At 61.3% G+C, this 18093-nt stretch carries 13 protein-coding genes and 1 pseudogene; 7 read left to right on the top strand and 7 right to left on the bottom strand.

The annotated features are described in order from the left end of the window. Positions 1–5 precede the first annotated feature (5 nt). The gene (locus tag MF410_RS11415) at positions 6–512 is read left to right on the top strand and encodes a hypothetical protein (protein WP_131711067.1); all 507 of its coding nucleotides are present in this window, start codon (positions 6–8) and stop codon (positions 510–512) included. A 315-nt stretch (positions 513–827) separates the two neighbouring features. On the opposite strand, the gene purN is transcribed toward MF410_RS11415, so the two are convergent. Together purN and purM are read right to left on the bottom strand one after the other, a co-directional pair. Beyond that, the gene (gene purN, locus MF410_RS11410; protein ID WP_097627040.1) at positions 828–1499 is read right to left on the bottom strand and encodes a phosphoribosylglycinamide formyltransferase; all 672 of its coding nucleotides are present in this window, start codon (positions 1497–1499) and stop codon (positions 828–830) included. Continuing rightward, positions 1496–2569, bottom strand: coding sequence for a phosphoribosylformylglycinamidine cyclo-ligase (gene purM / locus MF410_RS11405; RefSeq protein WP_097627042.1), 1074 nt, complete (start codon positions 2567–2569; stop codon positions 1496–1498). The genes purN and purM overlap by 4 nt, the downstream gene beginning before the upstream one ends. A 246-nt stretch (positions 2570–2815) precedes the next feature. Between purM and MF410_RS11400 the strand changes: the two genes are divergently transcribed. The 4 genes and pseudogenes from MF410_RS11400 (at position 2816) to ppx (ending at position 8447) form a co-directional block, all read left to right on the top strand. Then, complete coding sequence (locus MF410_RS11400) at positions 2816–3940, top strand: AI-2E family transporter (RefSeq protein WP_097627044.1); 1125 nt, start codon at positions 2816–2818, stop codon at positions 3938–3940. After that, on the top strand, positions 3933–4646 hold the full coding sequence (gene hdaA / locus MF410_RS11395; RefSeq protein ID WP_239620398.1) for a DnaA regulatory inactivator HdaA: 714 nt from the start codon (positions 3933–3935) through the stop codon (positions 4644–4646). The genes MF410_RS11400 and hdaA overlap by 8 nt, the downstream gene beginning before the upstream one ends. 62 nt (positions 4647–4708) lie before the next feature. Next, positions 4709–6914: pseudogene (locus MF410_RS11390) on the top strand (RNA degradosome polyphosphate kinase). 12 nt (positions 6915–6926) lie between these two features. Further along, the gene (ppx, locus tag MF410_RS11385) at positions 6927–8447 is read left to right on the top strand and encodes an exopolyphosphatase (RefSeq protein ID WP_239620397.1); all 1521 of its coding nucleotides are present in this window, start codon (positions 6927–6929) and stop codon (positions 8445–8447) included. A 289-nt stretch (positions 8448–8736) separates the two neighbouring features. On the opposite strand, the gene MF410_RS11380 is transcribed toward ppx, so the two are convergent. The 4 genes from MF410_RS11380 to MF410_RS11365 all read right to left on the bottom strand — a co-directional run bounded on the left by MF410_RS11380 (position 8737) and on the right by MF410_RS11365 (position 14051). Continuing rightward, positions 8737–10095 (bottom strand): esterase-like activity of phytase family protein, encoded by a 1359-nt coding sequence (locus MF410_RS11380; protein WP_239620394.1) that lies wholly within the window; start codon positions 10093–10095, stop codon positions 8737–8739. 106 nt (positions 10096–10201) lie between these two features. Then, entirely contained in the window at positions 10202–11263 is a 1062-nt protein-coding gene (locus tag MF410_RS11375) for an adenylate/guanylate cyclase domain-containing protein (protein WP_239620391.1), read from the bottom strand. A 121-nt stretch (positions 11264–11384) separates the two neighbouring features. Beyond that, positions 11385–12530, bottom strand: a complete 1146-nt coding sequence (gene rnd / locus MF410_RS11370; protein WP_097627055.1) for a ribonuclease D — start codon at positions 12528–12530, stop codon at positions 11385–11387. A 129-nt stretch (positions 12531–12659) separates the two neighbouring features. After that, on the bottom strand, positions 12660–14051 hold the full coding sequence (locus MF410_RS11365; protein WP_097627057.1) for a multicopper oxidase family protein: 1392 nt from the start codon (positions 14049–14051) through the stop codon (positions 12660–12662). 255 nt (positions 14052–14306) lie between these two features. Between MF410_RS11365 and aspS the strand changes: the two genes are divergently transcribed. Then, a complete protein-coding gene (gene aspS, locus MF410_RS11360) occupies positions 14307–16097 on the top strand; it encodes an aspartate--tRNA ligase (protein WP_097627059.1) in 1791 nt (596 codons plus the stop codon). Positions 16098–16165: 68 nt separating this feature from the next. Here the strand turns inward: aspS and MF410_RS11355 are convergent, their stop codons facing one another. Continuing rightward, the gene (locus tag MF410_RS11355) at positions 16166–17335 is read right to left on the bottom strand and encodes a serine hydrolase domain-containing protein (RefSeq protein ID WP_131711065.1); all 1170 of its coding nucleotides are present in this window, start codon (positions 17333–17335) and stop codon (positions 16166–16168) included. 66 nt (positions 17336–17401) lie between these two features. On the opposite strand from MF410_RS11355, the gene MF410_RS11350 reads away from it, so the two are divergent. Beyond that, the gene (locus MF410_RS11350; protein WP_097627063.1) at positions 17402–18043 is read left to right on the top strand and encodes a TetR/AcrR family transcriptional regulator; all 642 of its coding nucleotides are present in this window, start codon (positions 17402–17404) and stop codon (positions 18041–18043) included. The last annotated feature ends 50 nt before the right edge of the window (positions 18044–18093 follow it).

Raw genomic sequence — 18093 nt, 5'->3', positions numbered from 1 at the left:
TCAAGATGTCATCTGAGCCAAGGTTGCTGCACAAGGAGTGGGGGCTGCTGCCTCTGGTTTTAAGTGGAATTGCAACAGTATCTGTAATTATTATATCAATTTACTATGATAACCAATATGAAATCCCGAAGATCTACATAGGCGGTAGATACATACAGTGCCAGAAGTCGGTTGCTTCCTTATTAAATGCCATAGCGTTGGTGTATAAATACCCAGGATTGGCTCTTATAGTTATTTCATTGAGTTCCGTTATTTTTTGTTATGTTTATGACAGAGGTATGTTTATATTTATAATAATATGTTTTGTTCTTTTCAGCTATCCGTTCACCACCATATTGGCTGGATCCAAGATTGTTTTAAGTGAATCCTCGATGGAGACCATGTGCGAAAGAGGAGGTTACGGATCTGTTGCGATCCATCTTCCGGTGTTGTTTTTGTCGTCCTACGTGATCATTGGAAACATTGTTCTCTTAGCCAAGCGCTGGCTTAGAGGAAGAACCAAAAATGGCTGAGACGATGAGAGTGGGGTGATTATCGCCTTATCCTTCATGTCGCGAGCGCTGGAATCACAGATTGTTTGCCTCATGACGTACAACTTGTTTCTTGTTTCATTCCTTTTGTATCGCAACAGCCACAGCTGCACTGAGAAATGACTGCAGGAAAACCGGCAGACGCCGGGAGATTACGCTGATCGAAAAGGAGTTGGAAGGCTTGCCGCGCCTGTTCGATCAGGGGCTCGTTCCTGCCAACGGGTATATGCGCTGCAGCGGTTGTGCGCATGGTATTTGACTTGGGAAAGCTACCTGCCTGGCAGGTATATCAGCAACCTAACAGCGGTCGCCGATCAGCGAGATGAGCTGGGCCTTGGGCGCAACGGCCGAAGCCTCTTCGCCGATGGCCTTGCCGCCTTCCATCGTCACGCGGCCTTCGGCGAAGAGCCGCAGTGCCTGCGGATAAATCTGGTGTTCGACGGTCAGCACGCGGGCGGCAAGGCTTTCGGCCGTGTCGCCGGAAAGGATCGGGACGGCGGCTTGGCCGATGACCGGCCCTTCATCCATGCCTTCGGTGACGAAATGCACGGTGCAGCCGGCGATGCGCATGCCGGCGTCGATCGCGCGCTGATGGGTATGCAGGCCGGGAAACAGCGGCAGCAGGGAAGGGTGGATGTTGAGCATCCGGCCTTCGTAACGCTGAATGAAGGTCGGCGTGAGCAGTCGCATATAGCCGGCCAGGCAGAGGATATCGGGCGAAAGTTCGTCGAGTGCCGAAAAGATCGCCGCCTCATGCGCATCCTTGCTGGCATACTCCTTGCGGGGAAAGGCGTAGGTGGCGATGCCTTCGGCGGCCGCCTTGGCAAGCCCGCCGGCCTCCGCCTTGTCGGAGATCACGCCCACGATTTCGGCCGGGTAGTCGGCGGCTTTCGCCGCCGCAACCAGGGCCATCATGTTGGAGCCGCCGCCGGATATGAGGACGACGACGCGTTTGCGCGGCGTGCTCATACAGCAAGTGTGCCCTTATAGACTGTGCCGGTGGCACCTTCGTCGCGAGCGATCATGCGGCCGAGCGTGACGACGGTCTCGCCCTCGGCTTCGAGGGCGGCGGAAACGGTCGCGACATTCTCGCCGGCGACGACGACAATCATGCCGACGCCGCAGTTGAAGGTGCGCAGCATCTCCTTGGTTTCGACGCCGCCCGTCCTGGCGAGCCACGAGAAGACCGGCGGAACCTTGACGGCGGCAAGATCGATCTCGGCCGCCAGATGCTTCGGCAGCACCCGCGGAATATTTTCCGGGAAGCCGCCGCCGGTGATATGGGCGAGCGCCTTGATGGCGCCGGTCTCGCGGATCGCCTTCAGCAACGGCTTCACATAGATGCGGGTCGGCTCCAGCAGGGCTTCGCCGAGCTTCCTGCCTTCGGAAAATGGCGCCGGTGCGTCCCAGCCGAGGCCGGAGAGTTCGACGATCTTGCGCACCAGCGAGAAACCGTTGGAGTGCACGCCGGAGGAGGCGAGGCCGAGGATCACATCGCCCTCGGCGATATCGCCCGAGGGCAGCAGCTTGCCGCGTTCGGCAGCGCCGACAGCAAAACCGGCGAGATCATAGTCGCCGGAGGAATACATGCCGGGCATTTCGGCCGTCTCGCCGCCGATCAGCGCGCAACCCGCCTGCCGGCAGCCGGCGGCAATGCCGCCGACGATCGCGGCACCCTGGTCGGGGTCGAGCTTGCCGGTGGCGAAATAATCGAGGAAGAACAGCGGCTCGGCGCCCTGAACGACGAGATCGTTGACGCACATGGCGACGAGGTCGATGCCGACGCTGTCGTGATAATCGGCATCGATCGCGATCTTCAGCTTGGTGCCGACGCCGTCATTGGCGGCAACGAGAACCGGATCGGTAAAGCCCGCGGCCTTGAGATCGAAGAGCCCGCCGAAGCCGCCGATCTCGCCATCGGCGCCGGGGCGTCGGGTCGAGCGCACCGCCGGTTTGATCTTCTCGACGAGGAGGTTGCCGGCATCGATGTCGACGCCCGCATCGCTGTAGGTCAGGCCGTTTTTCCCAGACTGGCTCATGCTGGTCTCCGATGGCTATTTTCAGGCGGCTAACATGCCGCGTCATCTGCCGGTCGCAATTGCATGACAGGGGCTTTTATGCAAGCGCCGCATGGCAAAAGCCCCCAATTTCCCGCGTCTTCAACCGGCCTTTCCGGGATTTGCCGCGACAGGGTTGACCATCTTTGCGCCTGCATCCTATGTGCTGAATGGCCGCGTCGGTTCGAATGCGGCGTTTGGCGGCGGAAAGCGATCAGCGGGGAAGCGATGCCACAGCAAGTCAGCGGCAACAGTCTCAAGCGTCAGATTTTCTTCTGGCTGGGCGTGCTCGCCTTCTTCATCGTCTTTCTCTATGTTTTCAGCTCGATCCTGCTGCCCTTCATCGCCGGCATGGCGATCGCCTATTTCCTCGATCCGGTGGCCGACCGGCTGGAGCGGCTGGGTCTGAGCCGCATGATGGCGACGGTCGTCATCCTGATCGCCTTCGTCATCACCTTCGCCCTGGCGCTGATGATCCTCATTCCGGTGCTCGTCAGTCAGTTCAACGATTTCGCCGAGCGGCTGCCGGGTTATATCAACCAGTTGCAGCAGTTTGTCACCCAGACGCAGAATTCGCTGCTGCCGGACTGGGTCAAGAGCCAGGCAGGCACGATCAAGGACAATCTCTCCGGCATCCTCTCCGAAGGCATGGGCTTCTTGACCGGGCTCTTCGCGCAGATCTGGAATTCCGGCAAGGCGATCGTCGACGTCATATCGCTGCTCGTCGTCACTCCCGTCGTCGCCTTCTACATCCTGCTCGATTGGGACCGCATGGTCGCCAAGGTCGATCAGTGGATCCCACGCGATTATATCAATGATGTCCGCCAGATCGCCAAGGAGATCGACCAGGCGATCGCCGGCTTCATCCGCGGCCAGGGCTCGCTCTGCCTCATCCTCGGCATTTATTATGCCGTCGGCCTATCTCTCGTCGGTCTGAATTTCGGCCTGCTGATCGGGCTCTTCGCCGGCATGATCAGTTTCATTCCTTATGTCGGCTCGCTGGTTGGCCTCGTGCTCGCCATCGGCGTGGCGCTTGTGCAATTCTGGCCGGATTATCCCTGGATCGGCCTGGTGCTGGCCGTCTTCTTCAGCGGCCAGTTCCTGGAGGGCAATATCCTGCAGCCGAAGCTCGTCGGCTCCAGCGTCGGCCTGCATCCGGTCTGGCTGATGTTTGCGCTGTTTGCCTTCGGCGCGCTCTTCGGTTTCGTAGGGCTTCTGGTCGCCGTGCCGGCCGCCGCGGCGGTCGGCGTCCTTGTTCGTTTTGCGCTTTCACGCTACCTTCAGAGTGATCTTTATTTTGGCGGGTCGCTCGGTGGCCGCGCCCGGAAGACGAAATCAGTTCCCAATGAATGACGTGAAGAACGCTGATCTGAAGCGCAAGGCCGGAGAGCAGTTGCCGCTGGTCTTTTCGCACGATGCCGCCAGCGGCCGCGACGATCTCCTGATCTCGGAGCGCCTCGCCGCCGCGGTGTCGATCGTCGATGCCTGGCCGGCATGGCCGTCGCCGGTCGTCGTGCTCGCCGGCCCGGTCGGTTCGGGAAAATCGCATCTCGCCGGCATCTGGCGGGAATTGAGCGGCGCCGTCGACATCCATCCCGAGCTGGGCTCGGAGGCGGCGATTGCCGCCGCCGCCGGGCCGGTATTGTTCGAGGATGCCGACCGGCTCGGCTTCGACGACAATGCGCTCTTCCATGTCATCAACAGCGTGCGCGAAAACGGCACCAGCCTGTTGATGACCAGCCGTCTCTGGCCGATCTCCTGGCCGGTTTTGCTGCCCGATCTGCGCTCGCGCCTGAAGGCTGCGACCGTCGTCGAGATAGGCGAACCCGACGAGGCGCTGTTGTCGCAGGTGATCGTCAAGCTGTTCGCCGACCGCCAGCTTTATATAGATGACAAACTCGTGCTCTATATCGTCAACCGGATGGAGCGGTCGCTGAACGCGGCCCAGATGATCGTCGAACGGCTTGACAGGCTCGCCCTGTCACGGGGCACGAAGATCACCCGGTCTCTTGCTGCTGAAGTATTGAATGAATTGGGAAATTCGGACTTGGCCGATTGACTGTCACAGTTCCGTCGTGAAACTGATATAATTGCCTTCGGCGATTGAGAACGGGGTAGACCATGGATAGCGCAGTCGCAGAGCATCAGGAACTCACTCCGGAAACCAACGACAACACGCCCCCGCTGGAAGAGCTGCTCAAGAGCCCCGAGCGCTTCATCAACCGAGAATTCTCCTGGCTGCAGTTCAACCGCCGTGTCCTGGAAGAAACCTTGAATACCGAGCATCCGCTGCTCGAGCGGGTCCGCTTCCTGTCGATCTCGGCTGCCAACCTCGATGAATTCTTCATGGTGCGTGTCGCCGGCCTCGAGGGCCAGGTACGCCAGAACATCGTCATCCGCAGTCCGGACGGCAAGACGCCGGCCGAGCAGCTCGATTCGATCCTGCAGGAGATCGACCATCTGCAGATGGAGCAGCAGGCCTCGCTCGCCGTGCTGCAGCAATATCTCGCCAAGGAAGACATACTGATCGTCCGCCCCGGCGCCTTGAGCGATGCCGACCGCCAGTGGCTTGCCACCGAATTCGAACAGGCGATCTTTCCGGTTCTGACGCCGCTGTCGATCGATCCAGCCCATCCGTTCCCTTTCATTCCGAATCTCGGCTTCTCGATCGGCCTGCAGCTCGTCAGCAAGAACGGCCGCGAGCCGATGACGGCCTTGCTACGCCTGCCGCCGGCGCTCGACCGCTTCGTCCGTCTGCCGGATGATGGAAACACCATCCGCTACATCACGCTTGAGGATGTCGCCAACATCTTCATCCATCGGCTCTACCCGGGTTACGAAGTGCAGGGCTCCGGTACGTTCCGCGTCATCCGCGACAGCGATATCGAAGTCGAGGAAGAGGCGGAGGATCTTGTCCGCTTTTTCGAAACGGCGCTGAAGCGCCGCCGCCGCGGCAAGGTCATCCGCATCGAGACCGACTCTGGAAATGCCGGCTTCGCTGCGCCAGTTCGTCGTCCAGGCGCTGAACATCCCAGATAATCGCGTCGCCGTTCTGCCGGGCCTTCTGGCGCTGAACACTCTGTCCGAGATCACCAAAGCGCCCCGCGAGGATCTCAGGTTTCCGTCCTACAATGCGCGATTTCCCGAGCGCGTCCGCGAACATGCCGGCGACTGCTTCGCAGCCATCCGCGAAAAGGACATGGTCGTCCATCACCCCTATGAATCTTTCGACGTGGTGGTCCAGTTCCTTCTCCAGGCTGCGCGCGATCCTGACGTCCTGGCGATAAAGCAGACGCTTTACCGCACCTCCAACGACAGCCCGATCGTGCGTGCGCTGGTCGATGCCGCCGAAGCCGGCAAGTCGGTGACGGCGCTGGTCGAGCTCAAGGCCCGCTTCGACGAGGAGGCGAACATCCGCTGGGCGCGCGATCTCGAGCGCGCCGGCGTGCAGGTCGTCTTCGGCTTCATCGAGCTCAAGACCCACGCCAAGATGTCGATGGTCGTCCGCCGCGAGGAAGGCAAGCTCCGGACCTATTGCCACTTGGGAACCGGCAACTACCACCCGATCACCGCGAAGATCTATACCGACCTGTCCTATTTCACCTGCAATCCGGTCATCGCCCACGACATGGCGAACATCTTCAATTTCATCACCGGCTACGGTGAGCCGGAACAGGGCATGCAGCTTGCCATCTCGCCCTATACGATGCGCCCGCGCATCCTGCGCCACATCGAGGAAGAGATCCAGCATGCCAGGAATGGCGCCCCGGCCGCGATCTGGATGAAGATGAATTCGCTTGTCGATCCCGACATCATCGACGCGCTCTATCGCGCCAGCCATGCCGGCGTCGAGATCGATCTTGTCGTGCGCGGCATCTGCTGCCTGCGTCCGCAGGTGCCCGGTCTTTCGGAGAATATCCGCGTCAAGTCGATCATCGGCCGCTTCCTCGAACACAGCCGCATATTTTGCTTCGGCAACGGCCACGGCCTGCCGTCCGACAAGGCGCTGGTTTATATCGGTTCGGCCGACATGATGCCGAGAAATCTCGACCGACGCGTCGAAACCATGGTTCCGCTGACGAATCCGACCGTTCACGAGCAGGTTTTGTCCCAGATTATGCTCGGCAACGTGATTGACAATCAACAAAGCTACGAGATATTGCCCGACGGTACGTCGCGGCGCATGGAAGTGCGCAGAGGCGAGGAACCGTTCAATGCGCAGCAGTACTTCATGACCAATCCGAGCCTGTCAGGCCGTGGTGAAGCTCTGAAGTCCAGCGCGCCGAAACTGATCGCCGGCCTGCTCGAAGGCCGCAACAACAAGTAAAACTGGACCTAAATGGTTGAATCTGAAGCCCAGGGGCGCCTTCCGGGGATCGCCCCGGTCTCCGTTGTCGACATTGGATCGAATTCCATTCGTCTCGTCGTCTACGAAGGCATGTCCCGCTCGCCGACCATTCTTTTCAACGAAAAGGTCCTCTGCGGCCTCGGCAAAGGCATAGCCGTCACCGGCAAGATGGATGAAGACAGCGTCATCAGGGCCCTGGCGGCGCTGCACCGTTTCAAGGCCCTGTCCGATCAGGCGCGCGCCGCCACCATGTATGTGCTGGCGACGGCCGCCGCCCGCGAGGCGAGCAATGGGCCCGATTTCATCCACCAGGCGGAAACCATCCTCGGCCGTAAGGTCCGTGTGCTCTCCGGTGAGGAGGAGGCGAAATTCGCCTCGCTCGGCATCATCAGCGGCTTCTTCAATCCTGATGGCATCGCCGGCGACCTCGGCGGCGGCTCGCTTGAGCTGATCGATATCAAGGGCAAGGAGTTTGGCAAGGGCATCACGCTGCCGCTCGGCGGCCTGCGCCTGTCGGAATATGCCGGCGGCTCGCTCTCCAAGGCACGCACCTTTGCCCGCAAGCAGGTGAAGACGGCAAAGCTCTTGTCGAAAGGCGAGGGGCGCACCTTCTACGCCGTCGGCGGCACCTGGCGAAACATCGCCAAGCTGCACATGGAAATCACAAACTATCCGCTGCACATGATGCAGGGCTACGAGGTATCGCTTGAAGCGATAATGCTGTTCCTCGAACAGGTGGTAAGTGCGCGTGATTCGAGGGAGCCTGCGTTTCAGGCCGTTTCCAAGCACCGCCGTTCGCTGCTGCCCTTCGGCGCCGTCGCCATGACGGAAGTGCTGAGCGCGATGAAACCATCGGTCATTTCCTTCTCGGCGCAGGGCGTGCGCGAGGGATATCTCTATTCGCTGCTGTCGGAGGCCGAGCGCCGCCTGGATCCGCTGCTGGCCGCTGCCGGCGAGCTAGCGATCCTGCGTGCCCGTTCGCCCGAGCATGCCCGTGAGCTGGCGGAATGGACGGGCCGCATGATGCCCTTGTTCGGCGTCCAGGAAACCGAAGAGGAAAGCCGCTATCGTCAGGCCGCCTGTCTGCTTGCCGATATCAGCTGGCGCGCCCATCCCGACTATCGCGGCCTGCAGGCGCTGAACGTCATCGCCCACTCCTCCTTCGTCGGCATCAGCCATCCCGGCCGCGCCTTCATCGCGCTGACAAATTACTACCGTTTCGAAGGCCTGCACGATGACGGCGCCACCGGCCCTCTGGCGCAGATCGCCACCCCCCAGTTCATCGAACGCGCCAAGCTGCTCGGCGGTATGCTGCGCGTCGTCGATCTGTTCTCGGCCTCGATGCCCGGCATCGTCAAAAGCCTGAGCTTCCGCAAATCGTCGAACCCGGACCTTGACCTCGAATTCGTCGTGCCCCCCGAATACCGCGATTTCGCCGGCGAACGCCTGGACGGGCGATTGCAGCAGCTATCGAGGTTGACGAACAAGAGGCTGGCGTTCCGGTTCGAGTAGGGTGGTGCAATGGTCGTCGTGCCGTGCCAGTCCCCTCTGGCCTGCCGGCCATCTCCCCCACAGGTGGGGAGATCGCCGGGCGCACCGGTTTCCCAAAAAAATTGGCGTGGCAGCGCGACGAAACGGTAGATGGGCAGGTGGCGTGAGCCACTTGTGATCTCCCCACCTGTGGGGGAGATGGCCGGCAGGGCAGAGGGGCCTGGCATGGATGCCGTACGATGTACCCACCAAACCAAACGAAAAAGGCGGCGCTCACGCACCGCCCCTTCCATCTCACATCAACCCAAACTTATTTCGCGTTCAAAAACTCGCCAACCTCAAGCAGGCTGAACTCGTTATTGTCAGCCTTGTCGACGGTGCGGCCGGCCGAGAAGGGCAGGTTATTGTCGTTGCCGATGATGATGTGGGTGGCGTCGACACGGTCGACGTTTTCGATCGTCACGAACGGCATGTCGTAAACGCCGTCCTTGGCTCCGGCCTTCTTCTTGTTGTCGGGATCCTGGATATTCAACAGGTCGATATAACCGATCTTGCGGACGGCCTTGCCGGCATTGGCGTCGTTGAACTCGATCTTGTAGACGCGCTTCAGTTCGGCCGGGGCCTCGAAGCAATCCGGCTTCGGCTGCTTCGGATCGGCGCAGGCCTTGTCCTTGGTGCCGGCGCCGCTGTCGCGCTCGATGACGAGAGCGGTGGTGTCGTCAAGCATGTTGAAGTCGCCGATCGAGACACCCTTGTCCTCGAACAGATAGAGCCAGCTGCGGCCGGTCCACTTCTTGGCGGCGACGTCGAACTCGATGATGCGGACGGCGGTGTGGCCGTCGGCCGATTCCATCTGGCCGTCATCCTTGTAGATGGCGCCTTCGAGCAGGCCGTAGAGCTTGGTGCCGTCCTTCGACATGGCGAGGCCTTCGAAGCCGCCGGAGCGCTTCAGATTGAAGACCGGCATCTTCGCGGTCGGATTGCCCGGAAGCTGAATCAGCGGATTGTCGGGCGAAAGCACCGGCTTGCCATCGAGCGTCGTCGGGAAGACGTCCGTCAGGCGGCCTTCGTTATCGACCTTCAGGATGTAGGGACCGAATTCGTCGCCGAGCCAGAAACCGTCGGCAACCGGCTGGATCGATTCGATGTCGAAATCGGCGCCGGTGAGGTAACGCGTATCGGTGCCTTCCAGCACGACTGGGAAGGGGCGATCTTGTTCGGATCGGAGAGGAAGAGGTTCTTGACGACTTCGGCCTTGTTGGCTGCCCAGTCGAACTTCATCTGGTGCAGGAAGAGCATGGAGTTCGGAGGAATTGGCCTTCGAGCCGAAGCCGTTGTCCGTCAGCGTCCAGAAGGTGCCGTCGGCCATCGTCTTGATGCCGGAGAAGCCCTGGATCGCCTGACCGTCGAAGGGGAGCCTCAGGTCGGTGACGCGGGCACCGTCCTTGCCGGGCACCGTTCCGAGCGCTTCGGTGCGCTTGCGGTCCGCCGTCGTGAACTTGCCGGAATGTTTCAGGAATTCAGGGGCATCGGCCGGAGCCGGAACCATGGTGTTGGCAGGCAGGATCGCCTGGCCGGCGAGCTTGGCCGGAAACTGCTGCTGGTCGGCCGAAGCGGAGCCGGTCATCAGGATGAAAAGCGATACGGAAGCAAAAAGGACGTTCTTCATAATATCCCCATGGAACGGATGCGAATGGCATCCGCTTTGCAGGGCTTCCGTGTCAGCGAATTGACGGTTGGGTGAAGCTTTGGTGACGCGGGTTAAAAGCGTTTGCTCAGCCGTGCAGAATGACGGCAGGTGTGTTCAGCACGGTGACGGCGCGCGAGGAAAGCGCCATGACGCCGAGCGCCTGGCCGCGCCCCTTGACGGCATGGGTGCCGAGATCCTCGCAGGAAATATCGTCGGGAAATTTCATGCGCCGCGCAAGTTCGGCCGAAATCAGCACTGGCCGGTTCAGGCTGCGGCAGAGCGTTTCCAGGCGGGCGGTGGTGTTCACCGTGTCGCCGAAATAGCTGATCTTGTGATGATCGACGCCAATTTCGGCGGTGATGATCTCGCCGCCGTGAAGGGCGGCGCGCAGCTTCGGCACCTGTCCGTAGCTTCTCCGCCAGCCGGCGGCGTTGGCTTCGATATCGGCGAGAATGTCGAAGATGCAGCGCACGCAGCGCGCGCCCTTGATGCCGCGGGCAAGCGGCCAGGTGATGATTGCCGCATCGCCGACATAGTCGTTGATCATGCCCTTATGGCGCCTGACTGGCTCGGCGAAGGTGGCAAACAGCGAGCTCAGCAATTGCTGGGCGCGGAGGTCGCCGTGCTTTTCGGCAAAAGCCGTCGAGTTGACCAGATCGATGAACAGGAAGACACGCTCTTCCCTGACCGGATTGCGGTAGCGGCTGACGAGCATGCTGACGAATACCTCGCGGCCGAGCAGTTCCCGCACGCGCAGGATGAAGATCAGCGCCGAGCAGACGGCAAGCGCATAGAGGAAGACCTCGTAGGGCATGATGACGAGATCGAGGAACGACGTTGGCTTCACCATGCCGAGCGATGAGAGCAGCAGAGCGGCACAGGCAAAGCCGATGCTCATCAGGATTTCGTAGATCACCAGCTCGCTGATGATGAAAGCGAAGGTCGGCAGCTTCTGAATACGTCTGTACAGCGTGCGGAACAGCGCCTTGCGCTCGAAGGCGATGATCGGCATGCCGATGAACAGCGCGAAGATCGCGCCGACAACGGGCGTCTGGTTGGAGTAGAACATCAGATCATAGACCACGCCGCTGGCAGCCAGAACCATCGTGATCAGGATCCAGTTCTGCGTCGGAGATATTTCCCGCATGCCGCCTCTTCGCCGTGATTTGCCGTCAGCCATTGTTTCAGCTGGGAAAAAAGCGTCAAGCGAATTCGAATATCGTCTTACAACGCCGCGCGGACGCGCAAAGGCGCCGAGGCACTTGAACCTAGAGGCTGACCGTTTCGACCTTGCGGCCGACGAAGCGCAGAGCGATCTGACCCTGGATCAGCTGCAGCGCCGGCTCGCCGAAAAGATCGCGCCGCCAGCCGTTGAGGGCCGCGACTTCGGCCTTCTCGCCCTCGGCGGCGATCCTGTCGAGATCTTCGCTGTTGGCGATCACCTTCGGCGCCACGCCGTGCTTTTCCGAAATCAGCTTCAAGAGTACCTTTAGCAATTCGACGGCAGCAGCGGCCCCTTCGGGCGCCTGCGCCTGGCGCGGCACATGTGGCATATCGGCTTTCGGAAGAGCGAGTGCTGCGTTGACGGCCTCGATGACGGCGGCGCCGGAAGTCGAGCGCTCCCAGCCTTTGGGAATGGTGCGCAACCGGCCGAGCGCTTCGGTATCCTTGGGCTGCTGCTGGGCGATCTCGTAGATCGCATCATCCTTCAGCACCCGCGAACGCGGCACGTTGCGCGAACGCGCCTCGCGTTCGCGCCAGGCGGCGACAAATTTCAGGATCGCCAGCTCCTGCGGCTTGCGCAGGCGCATCTTCAGCCGCTGCCAGGCATCGTCAGGATGCAGATCGTAGGTTTCGCGCGCCTCGAGAATGTCCATTTCCTCGGAGAGCCAGGAGGTGCGGCCTTCGCGATCGAGTTCGGCCTTCAGCGACAGATAGACGTCGCGCAGGTGGGTGACGTCGGCCAGCGCATATTCCAGCTGCTTGTCGGAGAGCGGCCGGCGGCTCCAGTCGGTGAAGCGCGACGACTTGTCGATATGGATGTTCTTGATGCGGCTGACCAGCTGATCATAGGAGACGCTGTCGCCGAAACCGCAGACCATCGCGGCGACCTGCGTGTCGAAGATCGGATGCGGAATGAGATTGCCGCGATTGAAGATGATTTCGATGTCCTGGCGGGCCGCGTGAAAGACCTTCAGCACCTTCGTATCGGCCATCAGCTCGAAGAAGGGGGCAAGATCGATGCCCTTGGCCAGCGGATCGACGAGCACTTCGGTCGTCGGGCTTGCCATCTGGATCAGGCAAAGCTCCGGCCAGAAGGTCGTCTCGCGCAGGAATTCGGTGTCAATGGTGATGAAGTCGGACTTGGCCAGCTCTTTGCAGGCGGCCGCCAAATCGGCGGTGGTTTCGATCATATCATTTCATTCGCAAGGAAAAGGTCGGTTGAACCTTCCTTCTCCTTTCGCTTCGATATGTCAATACAACAGCATAAGCTTCGCGCATTGCTGGCTAAGAATAACGTCCAAACTGCGGCACAGACTGCCTCAACTCACTCTGAGGTAGCTGGTCATTCCGGTCTTCTGGTGCTCGATGATATGGCAATGCAGCAGCCAGTCGCCGGGATTGTCGGCGACGAAGGCGAGCTGCACCTTCTCGTCCGGCTGGATGAGATAGGTATCGGAGACGAGCGGCATCACCTCCCGCGTCGAAGAGAAGATCACCGTGAAGCTCATCCCGTGCAGATGGATCGGATGCGCATGCGGCGTGACATTTTCCAGATTGAAGACATAGCTCCGGCCGAGCTTCAATTCCGCCAGCGGCGCCGTCGGATCCGGCGTGTCGCCCGGCCACGGCACCTTGTTGATCGCCCAGAAACTATAGCCGAGCGTGCCGCAAATGCTCTCAGTGGCGGTATTCTCGGCGGTGGCGCTCAGCACCAAGGGGATCTGCTCGGCAGTGGAAAGATCGGCCTTCGCCACCGGATTTTCGGCAAGCGGCCCGAGATCACCGACCTCACGCTTCAGCGACGGCCCGGTGGCACGCAGGCTGGCGATCGTCTTCGGTGTCGTGCCGCGGATATCCTCGAGCGTCGCGACAGCGCCTTCTCTATCCGGCATGCGCACGGCAAGATCGAGCCGCTGGCCCGGACCGATCTGCAGCAGGTCGAGGGGAAAACGCTTCGGCACCGGATTGCCGTCGATGGCGATGACGGTCGTATCGGCGCCTTCAACCTTCAGCGAGAAGATCCGCGTCACGTCGGTGACCGCGATGCGCAGCCGCACCAGCCCGCCGGCCGGCGCGTCATATTGCGGCTCCCGATGCCAGTTGGCGGTGCGCACCGTGCCGTAGGTGCCCGACTTCGCGGCGTCACGCGGCCGGAAAGGGGCGATGAACTGTCCGTCGCCGCCGAGCCGCCAGTCGCGCAGGTTCAGGACAACCTCTGCATCGAATTCAGGGTCGGCCGGATCTTCGACGACGAGGACCCCGGTCATGCCGTGCCCCATCTGCGTCAGCGTATTGCAATGCGGATGATACCAGAAGGTGCCGGCATCCGGCGGCGTGAAGGCATAGTCGAAGCTGTCGCCGGTATAGACATAGGGCTGCGTCATGAAGGGCACGCCGTCCATGCGGTTATCGATGCGAAGCCCATGCCAGTGGATCGTCGTCGGCTCGTCGAGCCCGTTTTTCAGCCGCGCCGCATAGGGGCGTCCCTTCGTCATCCTGAGAACCGGCGGCATGCCGTCATGGCCCCAGCTCATGATCTCCCGGGTCGGTCCGATCTCGGTCAGCATCGCCTCGGTCTTGACAGCCGTCAGCAACTGCGGCTCGGGAGCCGCCTCGGCAGGCCCGAATTTGCCGGCAATGCCGAGGCCGACGCCATAGGCGCCCGCCACGACGGATGCCTTGAGAAGATTGCGACGGGTCAGGAGGGGCATGCGGGCGCTCCACAGTGAGAATGCCGATCCTTTTAAAGTTGACCAGCTTCTTCATCAATACGCGAAGCGCGGCCAAACTGCCGCAGCATACGGGCCGCTGCGTTGCCACAAACGCGTGCCAAACGCGTGGGCGGCACGCGCCAAGCCTTGACAAATCGGAGCGTCCATGCGCTTTTCCGCCCGATTTTCTTGTCGGCGCTTGAGGGTCTTTGAACCCTTGCTGCCGTCTTAAGCCACATTCCAGGATTTGAGATCATGCATCGCTATCGCAGCCACACATGCGCCGCCCTCCGCAAGACGGATGTCGGCTCGACCGTCCGTATCTCCGGCTGGGTCCATCGCGTCCGCGACCATGGCGGCGTTCTCTTCATCGACCTTCGCGACCATTATGGCATCACCCAGGTCGTCGCCGATCCGGACAGCCCGGCCTTCAAGATGGCCGAGACCGTGCGCGGCGAATGGGTCATCCGCATCGACGGCCTCGTCAAGGCCCGCACCGAAGATACCGTCAACAAGGCGATGGCGACCGGCGAAATCGAGCTCTACGCCCAGGAGATCGAAGTGCTCTCCGCTGCCAAGGAATTGCCGCTTCCGGTGTTCGGCGAGCCGGACTATCCGGAAGACGTCCGCCTCAAATACCGCTTCCTCGATCTCCGCCGCGAAACGCTGCATAAGAACATTGTCAAGCGCACCCAGGTGATCTCGGCCATGCGCCGCGAAATGGGCAATGTCGGCTTCACCGAATATACGACTCCGATCCTGACGGCCTCCTCGCCGGAAGGCGCGCGCGACTTCCTCGTGCCGTCGCGCATCCATCCCGGCACATTCTACGCGCTGCCGCAGGCGCCGCAGCAGTACAAGCAACTGCTGATGGTCGCCGGCTTCGACCGCTACTTCCAGATCGCGCCGTGCTTCCGCGATGAAGACCCGCGCGCCGACCGCCTGCCGGGTGAATTCTACCAGCTCGACCTCGAAATGAGCTTCGTCACCCAGGAGGACGTCTGGAACACGATGGGCCCGCTGATGACAAGCGTGTTCGAGGAGTTCGCCGAAGGCAAGCCGGTCACCAAGGAGTGGCCGCGCATCCCCTATGACGAAGCGATCCGCAAATATGGTTCGGACAAGCCGGACCTGCGCAACCCGATCGTCATGGAAGCGGTGACCGAGCATTTCGCCGGTTCCGGCTTCAAGGTCTTCGCCGGTATGATCGCCTCGAACCCAAAGGTCCAGATCTGGGCGATCCCGGCCAAGACCGGTGGCTCGCGCGCCTTCTGCGATCGCATGAATGCCTGGGCACAGAGCCAGGGCCAGCCGGGCCTCGGCTATATTTTCTGGCGCAGTGAAAACGACAAGCTCGAAGGTGCCGGCCCGCTTGCCAAGAACATCGGCGAGGAGCGCACCGATGCGATCCGCACCCAGCTTGGTCTCGGCGATGGTGACGCCTGCTTCTTCGTCGCCGGCGAACCGGAAAAGTTCTACAAGTTTGCCGGCGAGGCGCGCACCAAGGCCGGCGAGGAACTGAACCTCGTTGACCGCGACCGCTTCGAACTGTGCTGGATCGTCGATTTCCCCTTCTTCGAATGGAGCGAGGAAGACAAGAAAGTCGACTTCGCCCACAACCCGTTCTCGATGCCGCAGGGCGGCCTGGACGCGTTGCAGAACCAGGATCCGTTGACGATCAAGGCTTTCCAGTATGACGCCGTCTGCAACGGCTTCGAAATCGCCTCGGGCTCGATCCGCAACCAGTCGCCGGAAACCATGGTCGCCGCCTTCGAGAAGGTCGGTCTCAGCCAGCAGGATGTCGAGGATCGCTTCGGCGGCCTATACCGCGCCTTCCAGTACGGCGCGCCGCCGCACGGTGGTGCCGCTTTCGGTATCGACCGCATCGTCATGCTGCTCGTCGGCGCCAAAAACCTGCGCGAAATCTCGCTGTTCCCGATGAACCAGCAGGCCCAGGATCTGCTGATGGGCGCCCCGAGCCCGGCAACCCCGACGCAGCTGCGCGAGCTTTCGATCCGGCCGATCCCGCCGGTCAAGAAGGACTGAGGATCGTCCGATCCCGAATGTGAAAGGCCCGGCGACCGTTCAGGTGTCGTCGGGCTTTTTGCTGTCGCTCACAAGGCCGCGTAGATCGCCTCGCGCAGATCGACCGTGAACTTGCCCCACATGCCCTCCAGCGTCGTGTTCGTCAGCGCAACGACGGTCACTCCGTTGACCGGATCGATGAACCAGCTGTGGCCGTAGACGCCGCCCCATTTCACCGTGCCTCTGGGGAAGGGGACGCCTGCCTCGGCCGGATCGGTGATGACGGACCAGCCGAAGCCGAAGCCCGAGCCGGGTTCATACCGCTGGCGGTGCCCGCCGGACTGGTCGGTCATCATCATCGCAACGGTGTCGCTCGAGAGCAGCGGTGCACCGCCCCTGCGGATGGTTTCAAGTACGGCCAGAACGTCATCAGCCGTTCCCGCCATGCCGGCGCCGCCCGAATGATAGGAGGCGGGATCGAAGATGCGGTCTGGGGCGAAGCGGATCGGACCCATCAGCGACATCACCAGCGCATTTTCGCCCATCAGCGCCGGTTCGGGTGAAGCGTTCATATAGGCGGCGGCGAGCCGGCTGCGGTCACGAACCGAAAACGCCGTGTCGGCAAGCCCGAGTGGTCTTGTCACCAGTTCGGCGACGGCCTCAGCCAACGGCACGCCGGTTTCCGCCTCGATGACGCCGCCGATAACATCCATAGCAAGGGAATATTGCCAGTCGCTGCCCGGTGCGAAACGCAAGGGCACACTGGCGATCCGCCTGAGATTCTCAGTGAGCGCCAGTCCCGGCTGGTCGAGCCCGTCGGAAATGCCGGCGCGGATGTAGGGACCGTCGTCCTCTTCTGAGAAGCTGTAGCCGAGGCCTGATGTATGGGTCAGCAGGTGGCGGATACGAATGGTCGCCTCGCTGCCGTCGGGCAGCTTTGGTCGGAATTCCGGCAGCCATCTGGTCGCCGCGTCGCCAAGGTCGATTCTCGCCTGCTCGACGAGCCGCATCGCGGCGATGGTGACGATGGGCTTGGTGATAGAGGCAAGCCTGAAGATCGTATTCTCGCGCATTGCCAGGCCGTTTTCGCGGTCGGCGAGGCCTGCTGCTCGGCGGTGGATGATTTCTCCGTCGCGGGCGACGAGCACGACCGCTCCGACCAGGCGCCTGTCGTCAAGCGCATCTGCAATTGCCGCGTCGACGCCCGCGGAAAGCAGGGAATTCTTGTTGGCACGTGTCGTTTCGAGGGGAAGACTCATCAGATCAAACCTTCTATAATCACAATGACCATTCCTGAATTAGATGGATCAGGCGGAATATCTAGAGTGATCGTTGTGAAAAATAGTCCAGAGATGAAAAATCTTTCGGCGCGCCGCCGCGGCCGCCCGCCCGCCTTCGATCGCGAGACGGTTCTCGCGGCCGCCCGCGAGACCTTCTGGGCGCATGGATACGAAGGCGCCTCGATCGCCGATCTCACGACCGCCATGGGCATTACGCCGCAAAGCCTCTATGCCGCCTTTCGCTCGAAGGCCGATCTCTACCGCGCGGCGTTGGAGCAATATAGAGCGCTGGGCGCCGGTACCTTTTCCGCGCTCGGCGAGCCGATCGACACCGTCTCTGCCTTCGAACGGATATTGCAGGGGTCGGCGGCGATATTTTCGGCACCGGAACATCCGAAAGGCTGCATGATTTCGACGGCTGCGTTGAATTGCGCCAGCGAGAACGACATGATCGCCGACCATGTCGCGGCGCTGCGCCGTCGGTCGCTGGATACTTTTGCGGCAAGGATCGAGCGTGGTATCCGCGAGGGCGATATAAGCGCGGAGACGAATCCGCGTGCGTTGGCGCGATTCCTCGGCGCTATCGTGCAGGGCATGTCCGTGCAGGCAAGGGACGGCGCATCGCTCGAGGAGTTGCTCGATATCGCAAGCCTCGCCATCTCAGAACTCGCCCGACACCGCGTTTGAATCGAAAAGGCCCGGCAATCCGTGACTGACACCGACTATTGGAGTCAGTC

It is taken from the genome of Rhizobium sp. C104 (genome assembly GCF_022354505.1).
Classification (GTDB): domain Bacteria; phylum Pseudomonadota; class Alphaproteobacteria; order Rhizobiales; family Rhizobiaceae; genus Rhizobium; species Rhizobium redzepovicii.
The sequence above is the reverse complement of the archived record's forward strand: the minus strand, read 5'-3'. Positions and strand labels throughout refer to the sequence as shown.

Excerpts from the sequence above, each read along its gene's own strand:
- MF410_RS11415 (WP_131711067.1), top strand. The coding sequence starts at position 6 with ATGTCATCTGAGCCAAGGTTGCTGCACAAGGAGTGGGGGCTGCTGCCT.
- ppx (WP_239620397.1), top strand. The coding sequence starts at position 6,927 with ATGGTTGAATCTGAAGCCCAGGGGCGCCTTCCGGGGATCGCCCCGGTC.
- aspS (WP_097627059.1), top strand. The coding sequence starts at position 14,307 with ATGCATCGCTATCGCAGCCACACATGCGCCGCCCTCCGCAAGACGGAT.
- MF410_RS11375 (WP_239620391.1), bottom strand. The coding sequence starts at position 11,263 with ATGCGGGAAATATCTCCGACGCAGAACTGGATCCTGATCACGATGGTT.
- purM (WP_097627042.1), bottom strand. The coding sequence starts at position 2,569 with ATGAGCCAGTCTGGGAAAAACGGCCTGACCTACAGCGATGCGGGCGTC.
- rnd (WP_097627055.1), bottom strand. The coding sequence starts at position 12,530 with ATGATCGAAACCACCGCCGATTTGGCGGCCGCCTGCAAAGAGCTGGCC.
- MF410_RS11365 (WP_097627057.1), bottom strand. The coding sequence starts at position 14,051 with ATGCCCCTCCTGACCCGTCGCAATCTTCTCAAGGCATCCGTCGTGGCG.
- MF410_RS11380 (WP_239620394.1), bottom strand. The coding sequence starts at position 10,095 with ATGAAGAACGTCCTTTTTGCTTCCGTATCGCTTTTCATCCTGATGACC.
- hdaA (WP_239620398.1), top strand. The coding sequence starts at position 3,933 with ATGAATGACGTGAAGAACGCTGATCTGAAGCGCAAGGCCGGAGAGCAG.
- purN (WP_097627040.1), bottom strand. The coding sequence starts at position 1,499 with ATGAGCACGCCGCGCAAACGCGTCGTCGTCCTCATATCCGGCGGCGGC.
- MF410_RS11400 (WP_097627044.1), top strand. The coding sequence starts at position 2,816 with ATGCCACAGCAAGTCAGCGGCAACAGTCTCAAGCGTCAGATTTTCTTC.
- MF410_RS11355 (WP_131711065.1), bottom strand. The coding sequence starts at position 17,335 with ATGAGTCTTCCCCTCGAAACGACACGTGCCAACAAGAATTCCCTGCTT.